The 19,460-nt window shown below is 69.6% G+C and carries 14 protein-coding genes; 10 read left to right on the top strand and 4 right to left on the bottom strand.

The genetic code is table 11. The features are described from left to right. Positions 1-167 precede the first annotated feature (167 nt). From ACE3SG_RS21500 to ACE3SG_RS21485, 4 genes are all read left to right on the top strand, one after another. Positions 168-1,178 carry a LacI family DNA-binding transcriptional regulator gene (locus ACE3SG_RS21500; protein ID WP_374568260.1) on the top strand — a complete coding sequence of 337 codons (1,011 nt, stop codon included), beginning with the start codon at positions 168-170 and terminating at the stop codon, positions 1,176-1,178. A 173-nt stretch (positions 1,179-1,351) separates the two neighbouring features. Continuing rightward, the gene (locus tag ACE3SG_RS21495; RefSeq protein ID WP_374568259.1) at positions 1,352-2,197 is read left to right on the top strand and encodes an SDR family oxidoreductase; all 846 of its coding nucleotides are present in this window, start codon (positions 1,352-1,354) and stop codon (positions 2,195-2,197) included. A gap of 9 nt (positions 2,198-2,206) precedes the next feature. Continuing rightward, positions 2,207-2,692: a thioesterase family protein gene (locus tag ACE3SG_RS21490; protein WP_374568258.1), complete on the top strand. Its 486-nt coding sequence runs from the start codon at positions 2,207-2,209 to the stop codon at positions 2,690-2,692. A 311-nt stretch (positions 2,693-3,003) separates the two neighbouring features. Beyond that, complete coding sequence (locus ACE3SG_RS21485) at positions 3,004-4,560, top strand: N-acetylmuramoyl-L-alanine amidase (RefSeq protein ID WP_374568257.1); 1,557 nt, start codon at positions 3,004-3,006, stop codon at positions 4,558-4,560. 27 nt (positions 4,561-4,587) lie between these two features. Here ACE3SG_RS21485 and ACE3SG_RS21480 read toward each other — a convergent pair whose 3' ends face one another. The 3 genes from ACE3SG_RS21480 to ACE3SG_RS21470 form a co-directional block, all read right to left on the bottom strand. Continuing rightward, the gene (locus ACE3SG_RS21480; RefSeq protein WP_374568256.1) at positions 4,588-6,006 is read right to left on the bottom strand and encodes an AMP-binding protein; all 1,419 of its coding nucleotides are present in this window, start codon (positions 6,004-6,006) and stop codon (positions 4,588-4,590) included. Continuing rightward, positions 6,003-6,587, bottom strand: coding sequence for a hypothetical protein (locus ACE3SG_RS21475; protein WP_374568255.1), 585 nt, complete (start codon positions 6,585-6,587; stop codon positions 6,003-6,005). Before ACE3SG_RS21475 ends, ACE3SG_RS21480 begins: the two co-directional genes overlap by 4 nt. 166 nt (positions 6,588-6,753) lie before the next feature. Next, on the bottom strand, positions 6,754-7,176 hold the full coding sequence (locus tag ACE3SG_RS21470) for a hypothetical protein (RefSeq protein ID WP_374568254.1): 423 nt from the start codon (positions 7,174-7,176) through the stop codon (positions 6,754-6,756). Positions 7,177-7,291: 115 nt separating this feature from the next. On the opposite strand from ACE3SG_RS21470, the gene ACE3SG_RS21465 reads away from it, so the two are divergent. The 4 genes from ACE3SG_RS21465 (at position 7,292) to ACE3SG_RS21450 (ending at position 12,680) form a co-directional block, all read left to right on the top strand. Beyond that, positions 7,292-8,143 (top strand): helix-turn-helix domain-containing protein, encoded by an 852-nt coding sequence (locus tag ACE3SG_RS21465; RefSeq protein WP_374568253.1) that lies wholly within the window; start codon positions 7,292-7,294, stop codon positions 8,141-8,143. A gap of 85 nt (positions 8,144-8,228) precedes the next feature. Then, positions 8,229-10,508 (top strand): molybdopterin-dependent oxidoreductase, encoded by a 2,280-nt coding sequence (locus ACE3SG_RS21460; protein WP_374568252.1) that lies wholly within the window; start codon positions 8,229-8,231, stop codon positions 10,506-10,508. 49 nt (positions 10,509-10,557) lie between these two features. Further along, on the top strand, positions 10,558-11,175 hold the full coding sequence (thrH, locus tag ACE3SG_RS21455) for a bifunctional phosphoserine phosphatase/homoserine phosphotransferase ThrH (RefSeq protein WP_374568251.1): 618 nt from the start codon (positions 10,558-10,560) through the stop codon (positions 11,173-11,175). 206 nt (positions 11,176-11,381) lie between these two features. Continuing rightward, the gene (locus ACE3SG_RS21450; RefSeq protein ID WP_374568250.1) at positions 11,382-12,680 is read left to right on the top strand and encodes a D-Ala-D-Ala carboxypeptidase family metallohydrolase; all 1,299 of its coding nucleotides are present in this window, start codon (positions 11,382-11,384) and stop codon (positions 12,678-12,680) included. A 22-nt stretch (positions 12,681-12,702) separates the two neighbouring features. On the opposite strand, the gene ACE3SG_RS21445 is transcribed toward ACE3SG_RS21450, so the two are convergent. Then, positions 12,703-13,851 (bottom strand): hypothetical protein, encoded by a 1,149-nt coding sequence (locus tag ACE3SG_RS21445; RefSeq protein WP_374568249.1) that lies wholly within the window; start codon positions 13,849-13,851, stop codon positions 12,703-12,705. Between the two features lie 118 nt (positions 13,852-13,969). Here ACE3SG_RS21445 and ACE3SG_RS21440 point away from each other — a divergent pair, with 118 nt between their 5' ends. Together ACE3SG_RS21440 and ACE3SG_RS21435 are read left to right on the top strand one after the other, a co-directional pair. Further along, positions 13,970-17,509, top strand: coding sequence for an ATP-binding protein (locus ACE3SG_RS21440; protein ID WP_374568248.1), 3,540 nt, complete (start codon positions 13,970-13,972; stop codon positions 17,507-17,509). A gap of 100 nt (positions 17,510-17,609) precedes the next feature. Continuing rightward, positions 17,610-19,457, top strand: a complete 1,848-nt coding sequence (locus ACE3SG_RS21435) for an EAL domain-containing protein (RefSeq protein ID WP_374568247.1) — start codon at positions 17,610-17,612, stop codon at positions 19,455-19,457. Positions 19,458-19,460 lie beyond the last annotated feature (3 nt).

The following is a 19,460-nucleotide window of genomic DNA, read 5'->3' as shown; positions in this document are numbered from 1 at the left end:
TCGACCCTCACACCAGGCTGCATAGGTGGCCGCGCTGACCAAAGACACCTCCGCCGGGTGCGCGATCGAGTTGAAATCGTTACCATCCCGAGCCCTGTTCGATACTCGCCGCGCCCCCAGCTCTCGCCAGCCGGCTTGAACCCCCAACGACTGGAAGCCCTTTGACCATGCAGGCCGCGCCACTCGCCACCGCCACCATCATCGAAGTCGCCCGCAAGGCCGGCGTGTCGCCGAGCACCGTGTCGCGCGTCGTCAATGGCAGCGCGGGTGTCAGCGAGCGCAAGCGGCTGGCCGTCGAGGCCACCATTCGCGAACTGAACTTCCGCCCCAACCCGTCGGCCCGCAGCCTGAAGACCGGCACCACCATGTCGGTGGGCGTGGTCGTGCAAGACCTCGAGAGCCCGTTCTTCACCCGCATGCTGCGCGGCATCGAAGTGGGCCTGGCCGACAGCGGCAACGTGCCGATCATCGTCAGCGGCTTGTGGAACGCGGCTGAAGAAGCCGCGCGCATCCGGCTGCTGGTCGAGCGCCGCATCGACGGGCTCATCGTGCTGGCCGGCCACCTGTCGGACGACGCCTTGATCGAGTTCGCGCGCATCCAGCCGGTGGCGGTGGCCGGCCGCGAGCTGAGCGGCCCCAATCTCAGCGCCAAATGGGTCGACCAGGACGAAGCCGGCCACCTGGCCACCACCCACCTGCTGGCCCATGGGCACCGGCGCATCGCCTTCATCGCCGGGCCCACCACCCAGCAAGACGCGGTGCAGCGCTACGCCGGCTACTGCCGCGCACACCGCGACCACGGCATCGAGCCCAACCCGGCGCTGTGCGCGCAGGGCGACTTTCTCGAGACCAGCGGCCTGTTGGCGATGAACCGCCTGCTCGACGCCGGCGAGCCCTTCACCGCGGTCTTCGCCGCGAACGACCAGATGGCCTACGGCGCCCGCGTGGCGCTGTACCGCCGCGGCGTGCGCGTGCCCGACGACATCTCGCTGGTCGGTGTCGACGACATGCCCGCGTCGGCCTTCATGACACCAGGCCTGACCACCGTGCGCCAGCCGCTGCACGAGATCGGCCTGCACACCGCCAGCTCGCTGTTGCGGCTGCTGGGCCAGGACGCCGCCGAGGTCGAGGTGCCCGGCCTGCAGCTGATCGTGCGCGAGACCACGCGGCGCTTGTGAAGACAGGCGGGTGACGTGCCGCGACGCTGCGTCACCCGGTTGACGCGCGGCCTGTTCGACCCCCGCGAAAACACTGTCGTGCCCAGCCCCTAATCGCCATTCCCGGCCGTGTCACGGGCGGCCCCAGCCCGTAGGATCAAAGGCTCGAGAACACCTCCTGCGGAGACAAACCCATGAGCCCTTCAGAGCGCAGCCTCAAAGGCAAGACGCTGTTCATCACCGGCGCCTCGCGCGGCATCGGCCTGGCGATCGCCACCAAGGCCGCGGCCGACGGCGCCAACATCGCGCTGATCGCCAAGACGGTCGACCCCAACCCCAAGCTGCCCGGCACATTGCACAGCGCGGCCGAGGCGGTGCGCGCCGCCGGCGGCCAGGCGCTGGTGCTGCAAACCGACATTCGCGACGAAGAGCAGGTGGCCAAGGCGGTGGCGCAGACGATCGAGCAGTTCGGCGGCATCGACATCCTGGTCAACAACGCCAGTGCGATCAGCCTCACGCCCACCGCCGCCACGCCGATGAAGCGCTTCGACCTGATGAACGGCGTCAACGCCCGCGGCACCTTCTGCTGCACCCAGGCCTGCCTGCCCGCGCTCACCGCCAGCGCCAAGGCCGGCCGCGCACCGCAGGTGCTGACCCTGTCGCCGCCGCTGAGCATGAAGCCGCACTGGTTTGCCAACCACGTGGCCTACACGATGGCCAAGTACGGCATGAGCATGTGCACGCTCGGCCACGCCGAAGAGTTCAAGCGCATCGGCATCGCGGTCAACAGCCTGTGGCCACGCACCGCCATCGCCACCGCCGCGCTGCAGATGATCCCGGGGGTCGACCCCAAGCTGTGCCGCAAGCCCGAGATCATGTCCGACGCGGCCTGGTTCATCCTCACCAACCCAGCCCCGGCGCCGAGCGGCCATTTCTTCATCGACGACGACGTGTTGGCCGCCAATGGCATCACCGATCTCGAGCCGTACAGTGTCGAGCCGGGCACCAAGAACTTCCTGCCCGATTTCTTCCTCGACTGAGCTGCCAGCATGCCCGCCCCTGCCGCCCGCCGATCACCGGCCGAACAACACAAGCTCGACGCGACGCTGACCGAGTTGTTCGAGCAGCGCATCAGCTTCAACCAGGTACTGGGCCTGAAGGTCGTGACGCTGGAGCCGGCCCGCCCGACCCTGCGTTTCGACATGCGGCCCGAACTGGTCGGCCACTACCTCTACGGGCGGCTGCACGGCGGCGTCATCTCTGCCGTGCTCGACGCGATGGGCGGCCTCGCGCTGATGGTGGCGATCGGCGAGAAACACGCCGACGAAGCGGCCGACGCGGTGCTGCACCGCTTCGCCCGCATGGGCACCATCGACCTGCGGGTCGACTTCTTGCGCCAGGGCATCGGCAAGCACTTTCTCGCCACCGCCGAGGTCACCCGCCTCGGCGGCCGCGTCGGCTCCACGCAGATGCGCCTGGCCAACGACGAAGGCACGCTGATCGCCACCGCGGCGGCGGCTTACATGATCAGTTGAGCCAGATCAACTGCATCACGTAACGGCACACCTCACCGCACCTCCCGCTTGCCATCACCCGCTCGCCATTACCCTGCCGCGGCGACTTCGGCATGCGGGCAACTGCGTACGGCCCCACGCCTGTTTCAAGTCGGCGCAATTTCGTCGTTGACGCTAACTGTGCACTTGCCCAGACTGCTTCGCCATCAGCCCGGCCGAACGGTTGATCGCAGGGAGGCGTGTTCGGCGATCATTTCTGTCGGTGGCGGGCCGCTTCGGGCTGTTGCCGCATGAACCATTGCCCTCCTGCTTGTCCGTCACAGGAGGAGACCATGGTTCGTTTGAAACGCTTGTGGGCCGCATCGGCCATCTCGGCCGCCGTGCTGAGCCTGAGCGCACCGGTGTTTGCACAAGAAGGCGCCGCCTCGCAGGCCGCGCCGATGACCCGGGTTCAGATCGAGTCGACGATCGCCCGCGATATCCAGCGCCTGGTGGACGCGCAAAAGCGCATCGAAGGCCAGGGCAAGCATGTCAGCGTCAGCGCCTCGCTGAACACCAAGGGCGATGTGCTGACCTTGAACCTCAGCGTCGAGTACCTGCCCAAGTGGTACGGCGCCGAGATCGAAGACCTGTTGAATGAGCTGGCGACCGCGGCCGAAGACCGGCTGCGCGACCGCAGCACCGTCAAGCGCGTGCAGTTCCGCATCGGCGGGCGCGACATCTACGACTACTTCCCCGCCGAGCGCCCGCCGGTGCGCAAGGAAAGCGCTGCACCGCAACCCACGGCCGGCACCATCGTGCTCGGCGCCGGCCACGGCATCTACCACCACTACAAGTTCAAGGACTGGCGCGCCCAGCGCGACCCGAGCAACGGCATCACCGAAGACTTCATCACGCCCAGCTTCACCACCGAGCTGTCGACCTGGCTGGTGGCGCGCAGCAGCGCGACGACCTTGTTCGCACGCTCGCAGGCGACCAGCCTGCACGAGGCCAGCAAGCAAGAGTGGTGGAAGATGGGTGCCCGCTACTACCTGCAAGACACCTACCCCGACAACCCCGAGATCTGGCATTCCCGGCCTGACGACACCAGCGCCCTGCGTGAGCGCAACGAAGACATCAACAGCCGGCCGCTGTACGCCAACTTCATCGGCGCGACCACGCTGATCCACGTGCACACCAACGCCGGCGAAGCCGGTGCCAGCGGCGCGCGGGGCTTCTATCACACGGGCCGCACGGCGGACCAGAAGCTCGCCGACAACATGATGTGCTACATGGGCGAGCTGATCCACGCCAAGGAGGGCTACGAGGAATACAACGTCCCGAAGACCGCCAACGCGCGCGACAACCTGGGCGAGAACTCGAAGGCGACGATGCCCTCGGTGATCATCGAGGCCGGCTTCCACACCAACGCCACCGATGCCGCCGCGCTGCAAGACCCGGTGTTCCGCACCGCGGCGATGAAGGGGGTGGAAAAGGGCTACCGGCTGAACGGCGAGGGCAAGGCCTGCGAGCTGTTCAAGGTGCCGAAGATCGAAGACAGCACCGGCGGGCAGAACGTGCCGATCCCGGTGAAGGTGCCGTACAAGGGCTACCCCGAGTTCGCGGTGACCGCCACGGTCGAGATCATCAGCTGCCCGTCGGGCTGGACCTGCACCGGCGGCACCGTGACCTACAGCGAGAAGACCCCGTCGCCGCTGAAGTACACCTTCAGCTGCAACGTGACCTCGCAGATGCCCGCGGCCACCTTCGGCCTGCGTACCACGCTGAAGGACATCGATGACGTGAAGACCAAGCCGGTCGACCACAACGTGACCTGCACGCCGACCAACCAGAAGTTGGTGCCTGGGGCCGCTGGCACCAAGCCGTCGTTCTCGATCGGCGCTTCGTGATCTGAAGCCCGAGACCGGGGCGCGCGCTCACGGCGCGTGCCCCGGCAACTCGCTGGTGTATTGCCGCTGCTTGTCGTCGGCGTGCAGGGCGGCCACCGTCAGGTCCAACGGCAGCCCGAGCGGCCGTGCCAATGCATGCTGCAGCCGCGGTGCCAGCGCGATCAGCGGCTCGCGGCTGTCCACACGCAGCTCGAAGCGTGCGTCGGCGCGCTGGTGCAAGGCATAACGCACGAGATCAAATGACTTCAGCGCGTGCGTGATTTCGATGTTGTTGACCCACGCGCCGTCGGCGCGGCGAAACCGCACGGGCGAGCGGCCCTGCAGGTCACGCAGCACCGGCCCGCACGGCGTCTGCACCAGGCGGGCATGATCGCCGGTGCGGTAGCGCAACAGTGGCAGGCAGAAATTGAAGCCGCCGCTCAACACGATCTCGCCAAGCTCGCCTTCGGGCAAGGCCCGGCCCTGCTCGTCGAGGATCTCCACGTGCAGCCAGGGTTGCAGCAGGGCAAAGCCTTGCAGGTCGTCTCGGTAGACGCCGATCGGGCCGGCCTCGTTCATCGAATACAGGTCCAGCACCGGCGCCCCGAAGCGCGTCTCGAGGCGGCGCCGCAGCCCGTCGGACAAGGCCATCGACGTGCTCAAGAGGGCCCGCGGACGATGCGCCAGCGGCAGATCGGCCAACTCGGCCAATGACACCGGATCGCCCGAGACCAGCTCGGGCGCACAGGCGTCGAGGTACGCCGCGCGGTCGTCCGGGTGGTGCCACTCGTGCGGCATCAGGTTCAGCTTGGCCAGGCCGCACTCGCCCATGAAGGGGTTGACCGACACGTAGCTGAAACAGCGTTGCTGGTAGCCGGCCAGCACGATGCCCACCTGCCCGCCGCGGGCCTTCGGCACGATGCCGAACAGCGCCAGCGCACGACGGTGGTAGGCGAAGTACTCGGCCGCGACCACCGGGTGCGAAGGCACGCGCAGTGGGTGCCCCGTGGTGCCCGAGGTGGTGAAGCAGATCAACTGGTCCAGCGTCAGCGAGCGCGGGACGTGGTCTTCGAGACGGGCACTCAGGTCGTCGCGCCGGATGGGCTCAATGTCCTGCCAGCGCGGTGGGCGCGCGGCGCTGCGCCGGCGTGCCGGCAGATCGGCCCAGGTACGGCGCACGAAACCGTCGATCCATCCAGGCATGCCCGGTGCCGGCATGGCGGCCTGCCGCACCCGCCATTGCCGCCAGCGCGCCCAGCACAGGCTCGCCCAATCCAACCGGTGCCCGCTGAAATGCCGGTACGCAGGTGCACACGGGTGGCCGCGCAACCAGCGCAGCATCTGCCGGCCCGGCGCACCGAGCAGCGGAAACCGCCGCGGATCAAACAGCTCGGCTTCCATTGCGGCCGGCAGCGGCGCAGCGCTGTGCCGGTCGTGTCGGCGCGGGTCAGGTCGCAGCGGGCTCATTCGCGCGTGTACTTGTCGGCCGCCTCCTGGGCTTCATCGCTGTCCAGCCGTTCGATCAGCGGTGGCGAAGGCTCGCCGGGCGCCGGTGCCGGCGGCTCACCCGGCAGCCGCGGCACCGCCTTCCAGAAGGCGAGTGCGAAGGCGGCCAGACCCAGCAGCACCAGCAGGCCTTGCAGCGCTTGGCCCAGGCCCAGCCAAGCCTCGAACATGACCAGCAGCACGCCCCCGCACAGCAGCGACCAGAGCAGCAGAACCAGGCGCCAGGGGCCCTTGACCCAGCGCGCAGCCAGGCCCACCGCCAAGGCCGACAAGCCCCACGCCAACTCGGGAATGCCGGCCGCGGCCGCCAGCAGGCTGTGCCCGATGCGCATGGTCAGCGCGGTGAACAGCAGGCTCACCGACAAGGCGGCGCAATGCCGCCAGACGGTGGGCAGCCTGAAGTTCATCGCCATGCCGGTGCCCAGCAGCAGCACCAGCCCACCGAGCACGATGACGGCGGGCCAGGGTAACTGCGCCAGGCGCGTCAGTGATTCGACGGCCCACGCCGCCAGTGGATGCGCGGCAGCGGCCTCTGCGCTCACGCCGCCACCCCGTGGGCGGCGACGCTGCCCTCGAAGCGGCCCGGGGCGGGCGCAGACCGTGGACGGAGGGGGGTGCACTCGGCGGACGACATCCACCGAGTATCCACGCGCCGCGCGTCAGCCAGCCAGCGCCCCGCGCGTCATCAGCCAGCCAGCGCTCCGCGCATCAGCCCGCGAGCGCTCCGCGCAAGGGCGCCGCCCGCGGCGCGCGCTTCATCCCCACCCATTCGAGCTCGGCGATCACCAAGGTGCCGACGGCCTGCACCGCCAGCATCGCCACGCCCAAGCCAAGCGGCGAGCCGAAGGCACCAAAGGCCGCCATCGCGCAATCGAGCACCCAGACGAAATTGAGCGCCACCACGGCGCCGACGGCCGCACTGGCCACCACCGGGCGGCCGGCCAGCCAGGCCAGCAGCGCCGTCCACGGCAACAGCGCGGCGCCCAGCACCGTCAGCACGGCCGAGGGCAGCCCGGTCCACCCGGCCAGGGGCTCGGCATCGGCGATCAGCGCCAGCGCCGTCAGGCCGCTCAGCACAGCATCCACCCGCAGCACGTTGCGCAGGAACGGGGTCATCGTCAAACGGGACATGGTCATCTCCTTTGGGGTTGGGGTTCGAAGTGACGCCATCGTCGGCGCGGCGGGTCAGTGCGTCGATGACCTCACAGGTCATGGTGGGCAAGCCACGCGGCGCTATCGTTGCCGCATGGACGCCGCCACCCTCACCCGCCCTGCCCCCGCTCGAGCCCCCAACGTTGCCAACGCGCCGGTCGGCGAGCTGCTGCGCCACTGGCGCCAGCACCGCCGCTGGAGCCAGCTCGACCTGGCGACCGAAGCCGAGGTCTCGACCCGGCACCTGAGCTGCATGGAAACCGGCCGCGCGCTGCCCAGCCGCGACATGCTGCTGCGCTTGGCCGAGCGGCTGGACGTGCCGCTGCGCGAGCGCAACCGGCTGCTCACCGCCGCGGGTTACGCGCCGATGTACCGCGAGCGCCCGCTGGCCGACCCGGCCCTGCAACCCGCCCACGCCGCCGTGCAGCGCGTGCTGCAGGCGCACGACCCGTACCCCGCGCTGGCGGTGGACCGGCACTGGAACCTCGTCGCTCACAACCGCGCCGCATCGGCTTTCATGGCCGGCCTGCCAGACGAGCTGATGACGCCGCCGATCAATGTGCTGCGCGCGTCGCTGCACCCGCAAGGCCTGGCGCCGCGCATCGCCAACTTCGGCGCCTGGCGCGAGCACCTGTTCGAGCGGCTGGCGCACCAGGTGCAAACCAGTGGCGACCCGGTGCTGGCCGCATTGGCCGATGAACTGCGCGCGCTGCCGCTGCCCCCCGGCTTCACCGAGGCCGCGCCCGCGCCGCGCGGCATGGTCGACATCGCCGTGCCGCTGCAGCTGCATTCGCCGGTCGGCCTGCTCAGCTTCATCAGCACGATCACGGTCTTCGGCACGCCGGTCGAGGTGACGCTGTCCGAGCTGGCGATAGAGGCCTTCTTTCCGGCCGACGACGCGACAGCCAAGGCGCTGACGACGATGGCGGCCGCCGCTGCGGATTAACCCTCGCTTCCAGCGTCGCCGGGGTGACGGACAGTGCGGCCACGGCCTGCGATAACCAGCGCCTGCTTGATTGGAGTCAAACGGTATGACCGCCACCCCCACCCCCACCGCCACCGACACCCGCTACCGCATCTGCCCGCTGTGCGAGGCCTGCTGTGGGCTCGATGTGCAGGTGGCCGACGGCAAGGTGCTCGCCATCCGCGGCAAGGCGAACGACGCGTTCTCGCAGGGCTACATCTGCCCCAAGGGCTTCGCGCTGAAAGACCTGCACGAAGACCCCGACCGCCTGCGCCAGCCGCTGGTGCGCCGCAACGGCGAGTTGCAGCCCGCCACCTGGGACGAAGCCTTCGACGAGATCGAGCGGCGCCTGGTGCCGATCATCGAGCAGCAGGGGCGCGATGCGGTCGGCTTGACGGTGGGCAACCCGGCGGCGCACAAGATGTCGCTGCTGCTGTACTTTGGCCGCCTGGCGCGTGCGCTGGGCACGAAGAACATCTACTCCGCCTCGACGCTGGACCAGATGCCCAAGCAGCTGGCTGCCGGCTGGCTGTTCGGCAACTGGTTCTCGATCGCGGTGCCCGACATCGACCGCTGCGACTTTCTGCTGATCCTCGGTGCGAACCCGATGGCAAGCAACGGCAGCCTGTGGACGGTGACCGACTTCCGCGGCCGCGCCAAGGCGCTGCGCCAGCGTGGCGGCCAGATCGTCGTCGTCGACCCACGCCGCAGCGAGACGGCCGCCATCGCCGACGCGCACCACTTCATCCGCCCCGGGGCCGATGTGTTTTTGCTGGCGGCGATGGCCCACACGCTGTTCGACGAGGGCCTCGCGCGGCCGGGCCGGCTGGCCGAGTGGACGGCCGGCATCGACGCGGTGCGCGACGCCGTCCGCCCGTTCGCCCCCGAGGCGGTGGCCGAGCGTTGCGGCATCGCGGCCGAGACGATCCGCGCGCTGACGCGCCAGCTGGCGACGACCGAGCGGGCCTGCGTCTACGGTCGCATCGGCACCTGCACGCAAGAGTTCGGCACGCTGTCGTCGTGGCTGGTCGACGTGTTGAACGTGCTGACCGGCCACCTGGACGCACCCGGCGGCGCGATGTTCCCGAAGGCCGCCGCCTTTGCCGCCAACACCCAGGGCAAGCCCGGCACCGGCCGTGGCGTGGTCACCGGCCGCCACGCCAGCCGCGTCAGCGGCGCGCCCGAGGTGTTCGGCGAGCTACCGATGACGCTGCTGGCCGAAGAGATCGAAACCGCCGGCCCGGGCCAGATCAAGGCGCTGATCACCGTGGCGAGCAACCCGGTGCTCTCGTCGCCCGGCGGCGCCCGGCTCGAGAAGGCGCTCGACTCGCTGGACTTCATGCTCAGCCTGGACATCTACCTCAACGAGACCACGCGCCACGCAGACGTGGTGCTGCCCGGCCTGTCGCCGCTGGAAGACACGCACTACGACGTGAGCTTCCCGCAGTTCTCGCACCGCAACCACGCGCGCTACAGCGCCGCCGTGTTCGAGCCGCCGGCCGATCAGCCGGCCGAATGGCAGAGCCTGTTGCGGCTGATCGCCATCGCGCGTGGGCAAGGCGCACGCAGCGATGTGCAGGCGCTCGACGACGAGCTGCTCGCGCAAGAGGTGAACCGGCAGGCCGGCGAGCATGCCGCCGCGGTCCTGGCGGCGCTGCAGCGCGGTGGGCGCCGCGGCCCCGAGCGCCTGCTCGACCTGGCGCTTCGCACCGGCCCGTACGGTGACCTGTTCGGCATGAAGCCCGATGGCCTGAACCTGGACAAGGTGATGGCGGCCGACGGCGGCATCGACCTGGGCGCCCTGCAGCCGCGCATCCCCGAGCTGCTGCGCACACCCAGCGGCCGCATCGAGCTGGCGCCACCGGCCTGCCTGGCCGACCTGCAGCGCGCCTTCACCCGGCTGGGCGAGCCGGCGCCCGCGATGGTCATCGTCGGCCGGCGCGAGGTGCGCAGCAACAACAGCTGGATGCACAACCTGCACACGCTGGCCAAGGGCCCCGAGCGCTGCACCGTGCTGATGCACCCGGCCGATGCCGAGCGCCTGGGCCTGGCCCAAGGCGCACTGGCACACATCAGCGCCGCCCAAGGCGATGGCCATGGCGATGCCGATATCGACCGCAGCGTGACCGCGCCGATCGCCATCAGCGCCGACATGATGCCGGGCGTGATCAGCCTGCCGCACGGCTGGGGCCACGACAAGCCCGGCGCCAAGCTGCGCGTGGCCGCCGAGCGGCCCGGCGCCAACCTGAACGCGGTGCTGGACCCTTCGTTGCGCGACCCGCTGTCGGGCAACGCAGTGCTGTCGGGGGTGGCCGTGACGGTGAGGCAGGTCGTCAGCGCACGGTGAGACTTGGCCGGTACGATCGCGGCGGCTGAACCACCGGAGCGAACCGCCCATGCAAGTCGTCTGCCTCGATCTCGAAGGCGTGCTGGTCCCCGAGATCTGGATCGAGTTTTCTCAGCGCACCGGCATCGCCGAGTTCTCGCGCACCACCCGCGACGAGCCGGACTACGACAAGCTGATGCGCTTTCGCATCGACCTGCTGGCCCGGCGCGGCCTGAAGCTGGCCGACATCCAGCGCGTGATCGCCGGCATGGCCCCGCTGCCCGGGGCACGCGAGTTTCTCGATGGCTTGCGCGAGCGCTTCCAGGTCATCATCCTGTCGGACACGTTCTACGAATTCGCCGACCCGCTGATGCGCCAGCTCGGCCGGCCCACGCTGTTCTGCCACCGGCTGCTGGTCGACGACGAAGGCTTCGTGCGCGACTACCGGCTGCGCCAACCCGACCAGAAGCGCCATGCGGTGAACGCGCTGAAGGGCCTGAACTTCCAGGTGATGGCGGCCGGTGATTCATACAACGACACCGGCATGCTCGGCGCGGCCGATGCGGGGTTCCTGATCCACCCGCCCGAGGCGATTGCGCTGCAGTTTCCGCAGTTCAAGGCCCACCACGGCTACGACGACCTGCGGCGCTCGATCGACGAGGCCGCGGCCCGGTTGCACGCAGGCTGACCTGGCGCTTCAAGCGCAGACCCGGTACGACTTCTCGTAAGTGGCCGCTGCAAAAAGAAGATCCTAGGATGGGCCACGCTGCCAGCGGGTGAACGCCGGTGCTGCGCCCCGCAGGCCAGACCTTCTCGTTGACATGGATGCAGGGCCCGTGGTGCCGTCGACGCCCGCGGCGGCGTGAATCCGTAAAACCATGAGGAGTGTCATTCATGAAACGTTTTTGCCGTGGTGCACTGGGTACGACGGTCGCGCTGGCGTGTGCAGCGTCTGCCCATGCCGCTTGCGGTGATTCGCGTGACGCGCTGATTCAGGAATACGTCACCTACGGGGTCAGCCTGCGCCCCACCTGCTCGAATTTCACGAGCAGCCGGCGCACCGAGTACTTCGCCTTTTCCGAGCTCGAGACGGGCGACTATTCGTGGGCCTTGCTCAGGTCGCCGTTTGTCGCCGCCAAGTCCACGGGTTATGGCATCGACCGCTGGCGTTATGAATACGGCGGCCCGCGCTACACCAACAGCGTCTACCGCAACCCCGCGCGCAACCGGCGCATCGGCGGGGCCACGCAAAGCCGCCACATGTATGGCGACGCGGCAGACCTGGACAACCGCAGCGGCAGCACGTCGGAGTGGTGGAACATGTACTACGCCGCAGGCCGCGCGCACGCCGATTGGCGCGAGCCGACGAACGGCCCTTGCGGCTATGCCTGCCACCACGCCGACTGGCGCAGCCACTCGGGCGGGTATTCGAGCACCCGGCCGACCGAGAAGGCTGCCGACAGCCAGGGCGTGGCCGAAGCGCTCGCTGTGTTCGACGCGTCGGGCTTCGACTCGCCCGACTGGCAGGCCCGGGCCGCCATGCTGGGGCGCTTGCTCGACGCGGTGGGCGGCACCGAGACCCTGGGGTTCCGCGCCGGCCGGGTGGGCGACCTGCTCGCGTCTGTCGAATCGGCTGCAGCCGATGGCGTGAAGGCACGGTTGGTGTCGATGCTCGCCCTCGAAAACCGCGAGGTGCTGATCGAAAAGGCCCCGGTGTCCGAAGACCGGAGCGAATACCACGCGGCCTTGACCGGCGTGGTGGCGAACCTGCGCGACGCCCGGGCCCTGCCCGCGCTAGGCGCCGCGCTGCCCACCGGCTTCATCGCGCAACGCGGCGTGGCACTGTTGGGCGTCGCGGCCGTCCCGACGCTGTCACAAGCTTTCGACAGCGGGCTCGAGCCGGCGCAGGCCGGCGCGCTGCATTCGCTGGAGCTGTTGCTGGCTGAGCAGCACGAGCCGATGCCGGCCGCCGACCGGCGGGCCGTCCGCCGCATCGTGCTCGGCGGCCTGGCGCATCCGGACTTCAACATCCGCCTGGCCGCGGTCGGCGCGGCCGCGCACCTGGCGGCCACGGACGCCAGCGTGAGAGACGCCCTCGTTCAACTGAGGGACACCGACCCCTACCAGAACCTTGACCCCGAGGGCATCTCGCCCGCCTACCCCGTGCGCGCCGCGGTGGCGCAGCGTTTGTAGGGTCGGCCGGCTGTGTGGGCGATCAGAACCGCATCTTCAGGTTGACGCCCACCGCCCAGGCGCGCAGGCGCGGGCTGTCTTCGTCTTCACGCGGCCAGAAGTGGCCGAGCACCACGCCGCCGAGCAGCCAGTCTTGATAGACCGGCTGCTCCCACCGGACCTGCACGCCGTAGTCGCCCAGGGCCACGCCCGAACCGGTTTCACCGCTGGCCAGGGTCTCGAGGGCCAGCACCCGCTGGTCGCCGAAAGACCGGTAGGCCCCCAGCAGCGTGGACCATTCGAAGTGCTCCGACTCTTGCGTGATGGTGGCCGAGTTGAGCCAGCGCGCCGCCAGCTCGGGCGTGAAGGCATGCTCGTACGAGAACGCGGTGGTCGAGCCGAAGCGATCGTCGAGCGACCAGAACACCGTCTGCCGAAAGTCGGCCAGGTCGTTCGGGCCGATCAGCCACTCGCTGCGGTAACGCGCCTGGGCAAACGGGTTGAGCCCGCCGCGCAGGCCGAGCCGCAGGTCGACCGAATCGTTCAGCGCACGGCCGAGGCCGGCGAAGAAATCGCGGTCGCGGGTGTCGTCGAGCAGGCGGTCCTGGCGCGAGAAGGCGCCGGGCCTGTCGGTGATGATGTCGCGCTGGTCGTCGCGGCCGACGAAGGCGTACAGCCGCTCTTCGACGTTCGGCAGGCGAAAGCGCGCGTTGAAACGCACGTCGAAGTCGGGCTTGTCGTGCTGGCGCAAGAGCAGCGCGGTGCTGAGGCGGCCGTCGCTGACCTTGCCGCCCTGCTCGAACGGCCGGTCGCCGAACCAGCTGTCGACGCCGCGCGCCAGCCAGACGGCGATCGAGCGCACCGTGCTGCGGGCATTTTCGGCCACGATCGAGACCTCGGGCGGCGGCGGCTCGTCCTCGGTGGCGGCGTGGCATGGGGGCGCTGCCACGCACGCCAGGAGCGCGAGTGAGAGCGAGGTGATGTGATGTGAGTGGCGGGTTAGCACGTGCGGAATGTAGCGCCACCGGGCCGCATGGCCACGGCGCTCGCCCCGCCCGGCTTTGTCGGCCGTCAAGCGCGGCGCTGCCGCCCTCTCGGGCGCGCGCTGGCCGCCGCCGTGCTCGAGGTGAGCGCGCAGGGTCTCGGCGGGGTGGGCTTCGCGCTGCGGTGCAGCCAGGTGGATCGGGGGCATGGCCTGCCCATGGCAAACGCAGTGCCCGGGCCCACATCGCCTGAGCCGACAAGCCGCGTAAGCCCGAAGAGGCCAGACGCGCCGGCCGCGTCTATCATCGTTCGCACCGGGCTGTGTCATGGCCCGCCCCGCCTGGATGCTCGACCGCCTGCTTCCGTCGCTCCCGCCCGGTGTCCGCCTGCTGGTGCTCAACATCGGCTTGGGCCTGGCGTACTACGTGACGGCGCAACTCGGCATGCTGCTGGCCATCGGGCCGCTGCGCATCACCGCGATCTGGCCACCCTCTGGCATTGCGCTGGCGGGGCTGGTGCTGTGCGGCCCGCGCGTGTTCCCGGGGCTGCTGCTGGGCGCGCTGACCACCCATTTCTTCGATTTCTTCGGCCCCCATGTGGGCTACGGCGGCACCGCCTTGCTGGGGGCCACGATGCTGGCCAGCGGCTCGCTCGCGCAGGCGGCGCTGGCCGCTCACCTGGCGCGCCATGTGCCTTACCGGGCCGAGGCGGCACCGCTGCGGCAGACGCTGCACTTCGCACTGGTGGTGGGCGCCTGCAGCCTGATCGCCGCCACGGTGGGCCAGGCCACGCTGTACGCGTTCGGCGTGCTGGCGCCCAAGGAGCTGTTCTTCGGCTGGTTGACCTGGTGGGTCGGCGACGTGTGCGGCATGTTGATCGTCACGCCGCCGGCGCTGCTGCTGCTGCACCCGGCGTTCCGCGGCCAGCGCGTGGCGGTGCAGGCTTTCCCGATCATCTGCCTGGGCCTGGGCCTGACGCTGTTTTCCACGCTGTCGATCGGTGTCGTCGAGCGCGATGTGCACATCGAGCGTTTCCGCTCCGACGGCACGCGGCTGGCGATGGCGCTGCAGAACCACATCGACATGGCCGAGCGCGACCTCGAGATCCTGCAGCGCATGTTCTACAAGACCGAGCTGCAGCCGGACGAGTTTCGCGCCGTCTCGGGGCCGATGCTGCTGCGCAGCCCTTGGCAGCAGCACTTTGCCTACCTGCCGCGCGTCAGCGTGGTCGACCGCGATTCGTTCGAGGCCCGCCACGGCGGCCTGTCGCTGCGCGAGATGAGCCCACGCGACACGGTGGTCTCGGCCGGCCTGCGGCCCGAGTATTTCCCGGTGCTGTGGACCGACCCCGAGGCGGGCCACGAGGCGCTGACCGGCATCGACCACCTAGCCGACCCGCAGCGTGGCATGGCGATCGACAAGGCGCGCGCCAGCGGCCACATCGCCGCCTCGCTGCCGCTGCACTCGGTGGCGCAAACGGCCACCAGCGAGCTGGTGCAGGTGCTGTATGCGCCGCTGGCCGGCATTGGCGCGCAGGCACCGCTGTCCGATGCGCAGAACGTGCGCGGCATGGTGTCGGCCACGATCGACGTCGGCCAGCTGCTGCGCGCCGCGGTGGCGCAGATGGCGGTCGAGGGCCACCACCTGTTGCTGTACGACCCCGACGCGCCGGCAGCCCATGCGCTGGACTGGCCAGCCGGCCAAACCCTGGTCACCCGCGACCAGGCCGAGCGCGAGCGGGTGCTGCCGCAGCTCAACAGCGGCATTCACCACCAGGTCGAGCTGCACGTGGCCGACCGGCGCTGGGTGCTGCTGATGCAGCCCGCGTGGGCCCAGCTGGCGCCCCGCCCGGGCTGGCTGCAGCTGGCCGTGCTGGCCTCGGGGCTGGCCTTCACGGCGCTGCTGACCGGCTTCATGGTCGCGCGCCGGCGCCATGACCTGCTGGTGCGCGACCAGCGGCAGGCGCTCGAGACCCAGGTGGCAGAACGCACCCACGAGCTGGCCCAGAGCAACCAGTCGCTGCGCGGCGAGGTGGCCGAGCGCGAGCGCGCCGAACACCAGTTGCAGATGTTCCACTGGCTGGCCGAGAGTGCGCACCAGGGGCTGGGCATCTCCGAGCTGGACGGGCGCATGGTCTACCTCAACCCGGCCCTGCGCCAGATGACCGGCGACGTCGACTGGACCCCATCGACCAACCGCAACCTGCTCGACTACCTGGGCCGGCGCTTCCGCCAGGTCTTCGTCGACGAAGCCATGCCGGCGATGAAAGAGCATGGCCACTGGGAGGGCGAGTGGCGCATCGCCGCCCGCGAGGGCCGGCCGGGCCGCGTGCTGGACCAGTCGCACTTCATTTTGAAAGACGATCTCGGCCACCCGCTCTACATGGCGAGCCTGATCACCGACGTGACGCAGCAGCGCGCGGTGGAAGACGAACTGCGCGACGCGCAAAAACGCGCCGAGGCCGCGAACCGCGCGAAGTCGATGTTCCTGGCCAACATGAGCCACGAGATCCGCACGCCGCTGAATGCCGTGCTCGGCTTCACGCAGATCCTGTTGGCCGACCGCAGCGTGCCGGCGGCGGCGCACCAGCGGCTGGAGGTGATCCTGTCGGCGGGCAACCGGCTGCTGGGCTTGATCAACGACGTGCTGGACCTGGCCAAGATCGAATCCGGCAAGCTGAACCTGGTGCTGCAGACGTTCGACCTGCACCGCGAGCTGCAGGACATCAGCCACCTGTTCGCCAGCCGCGTGGCGGCCAAGGGCCTGGCCTGGGAGGCCGACCTGTCGGGCCTGCCGGCGCCGTCGATGGTGCATGGTGACCGCACGAAGATCGGCCAGGTGGTCATCAACCTGCTCGGCAACGCGCTGAAGTTCACCGAGGCCGGCCGCATCCGGCTGCAGGCCTGGCGCGACGGCGCGGCGCTGTGGGTCGAGGTCGAAGACAGCGGCCCCGGCATGAGCGCCGTCGAGCTGGAGCAGCTCTTCGCCCCCTTCAGCCAGGGCGAGGCCGGCCGCGAGAAGGGCGGCTCGGGTCTGGGCCTGGTGCTCTCGCGCGACATCACCCGCGCGATGGGCGGCGAGCTGTCGCTGACCAGCGAGCCGGGCGTGGGCACGCGGGCCCGCGTCACGCTGCCGCTGCCGGCCGTAGACGCAGAACCCGGCGCGGCGCAGGTGGACGTGCACCTGGCGCAGCTGGACCCGGCCACGCCATGCCGCGCGCTGGTGGTCGAAGACGACACCGACAGCCGCGACCTGCTGGTCAAGCTGCTGCAGGACGTGGGCTGCCAGGTGCAGCAGGCCGAAGACGGCCAGGCCGGGCTGGAAGCCTGCCGCAGCCAGCCCTTCGACATCGTGTTCAGCGACATCCGCATGCCGCGCCTGACCGGTGTCGACATGATCCGCGCGCTGCGGGCGGCGCCCGAGACCGAGGCGCTGCCGGTGGTGGCCGTCACCGCGTCGAGCCTCGAACACGAGCGGCGCTTCTACATCGAGATCGGCTTCCAGGACTTCGTGCCCAAGCCCTACCCGTTCCGCGACATCTACCGCATGCTGGCCCAGCACGCCAAGGTGCGCTTCATCGAAGAGCCGGCACCGCCCGCAGCCCCCGGCCCGGCCCCAGCAGCCGAGCCGGCGCCCGACACGCCGGTGCCGCTGGACACCGAAGCGCGGCAACGCCTGGCCGAGTTGCAGGCCGCGGCCGCCGGCGGCGACCTGGCCCAGGTCAAGCGCCTGCTGGCCGGCCTGGCGCCGGGCCTGCTGGGCCCCGCGCGGCGGCGAGCCTGGGAAGACGCCGCCAAGCGCTACGACTTCCAGGGCCTCGAAGACGCGGTGCGTGAGTTTGTCGCGCAATCGCCGATGGGCCCGTAGGCTGAGGCAAACGCACGTCGGGACAAGCCCGAAAAGCTTGAGCCGGCAGCGCAACCCTGGCATACACTGGGTTTTCTTCGGCACCTCGTTTGCTCCAGCAGTGACCGGAATCAAGCTCACCGTCCTCATCGTCGACGACACACCCGAGAACATCGATGTGCTGAGCGCTGTGCTCGACGGCATGGGCTGCGAGCTGATGGTGGCCACCAACGGCCCCCGCGCGCTGGAGCTCGCGGCGCGCCGCCACCCCGACCTGATCCTGCTCGACGTAATGATGCCGGGCATGGACGGCTTCGAGGTCTGCCGCCGCCTGAAGGCCGACATGGCGCTGGCCGAGATCCCGGTGATCTTCTGCACCGCCCGCACCGACGACATCAGCACCGGCTTCGAAGCCGGCGGCAGCGACTACATCACCAAGCCGATCAATGCCGACGAGGTGCTCGCACGTGTGCGCCACCAGATCGAGCGCCAGGCGCTGCTGCGCGATCTGCGCGAGCTGAACCGCAGCCTCGAAGAGCGGGTGCGCGAGCGCACCGCCGAACTCACGCTGGCCAACCGGCAGCTGCGCGTCGAGATCAACGAGCGGCGCTACATGCAAGACCGGCTGAACTACCTGGCCACGCACGATTTCGTGACCCGGCAGTACAACCGCGGCGCGCTCGACGCCCATGTGTCCGAGCTGCTGGCGCGCATCCAGCGCCAGGCCCTGTCGGCCGTGTTCCTGCTGATCGACATCGACCAGTTCCGCCTCGTCAACGAGACCTGCGGTTGTGTGGCCGGCGACGAGCTGCTGCGCCAGTTCGCCGACCTGGTCGGCGGCGCGCTGCAGCGGTCCGACTTCTTCGCGCGGCTGGGCGGCGACAAGTTCGCCGTCGTCAGCGAAGACCAGAGCGAAGAAGGCGGCACCGCGCTGGCGCGCCAGATCCACCGGCAGATCAGCGAGTTCGAGTTCCAGTGGGAAGAGCGCTCGTTCAAGCTCGCGGCGTCGATCGCGGTGGTGCGCATCCAGCGCGACATCGTCTCGTTCGACCAGCTGATGCTGATGGCCGACGAAGCCGCCTACCTGGCCAAGCGCGAAGGCCGCGGCTCGATCTGCGTCTACGACCCCAAGCGCAGCGCCAGCGACGCCCAACGCGAATCGATCAACTGGGCGCTGGTGCTGTTCGACGCGCTGAAGGAAAACCGGCTGCGCATGTTCTGCCAGCGGCTGGAGCCATTGGCCAACGGCGATGGCACGCCCCGGCGCCTGCACCTGGAAACGCTCGCCCGCCTGTGGGACCCGGTGCGCGAGAAGCTGCTGATGCCGGCCAATTTCATCGCCCCGGCCGAGCGCTTTCACCTCGTCACCGACATCGACCGCTGGATGATCGGCCAGGTGGTCGCGCTGCTGGGCCAGGTGCCCGACCTGCACGAACAGATCGGCCAGATCGCCGTCAACCTGTCGGCCATCACGATCCGCGAGCCGGCGCTGTGCGACTACGTGGCCGAGTTGCTGGCCACGCACCAGGTGCCCGGCCGCCTGCTGTGCTTCGAGATCACCGAGACCGAGGCGATCACCAATCTGCAAAGCGCCAGCAGCTTCATGCAGAAACTGCGCGACCTGGGCTGCCGCTTCTCGCTCGACGATTTCGGCAGCGGCTTCGCCTCGTTCACCTACCTGCGCCGCCTGCCCTTCGACTCGATCAAGATCGACGGCATGTTCGTGCGCGACATGGACGCCGACGACGTGCACAGCGGCATGGTGCGCTCGATGGCCGAGATGGGCCGCCTGCTGAACAAGCCCATCGTCGCCGAATGCGTCGAAAACGAGCGCGTGGCCACGATGCTGCGCTCACTGGGCATCGACTGGGCCCAGGGCTACCTGTACCACCAGCCCGAAGCGCTGACGCCCGAGCTGCTGCGCGCGTGGCTGAACGCCGGCCAGGCGGGCGCACAAAAGGTCGCCTGAAGC

The organism is Ideonella sp. (assembly GCF_041914305.1).
Classification (GTDB): Bacteria; Pseudomonadota; Gammaproteobacteria; order Burkholderiales; family Burkholderiaceae_C; genus Ideonella.
This window is presented reverse-complemented; position numbering and strand designations above follow the sequence as displayed.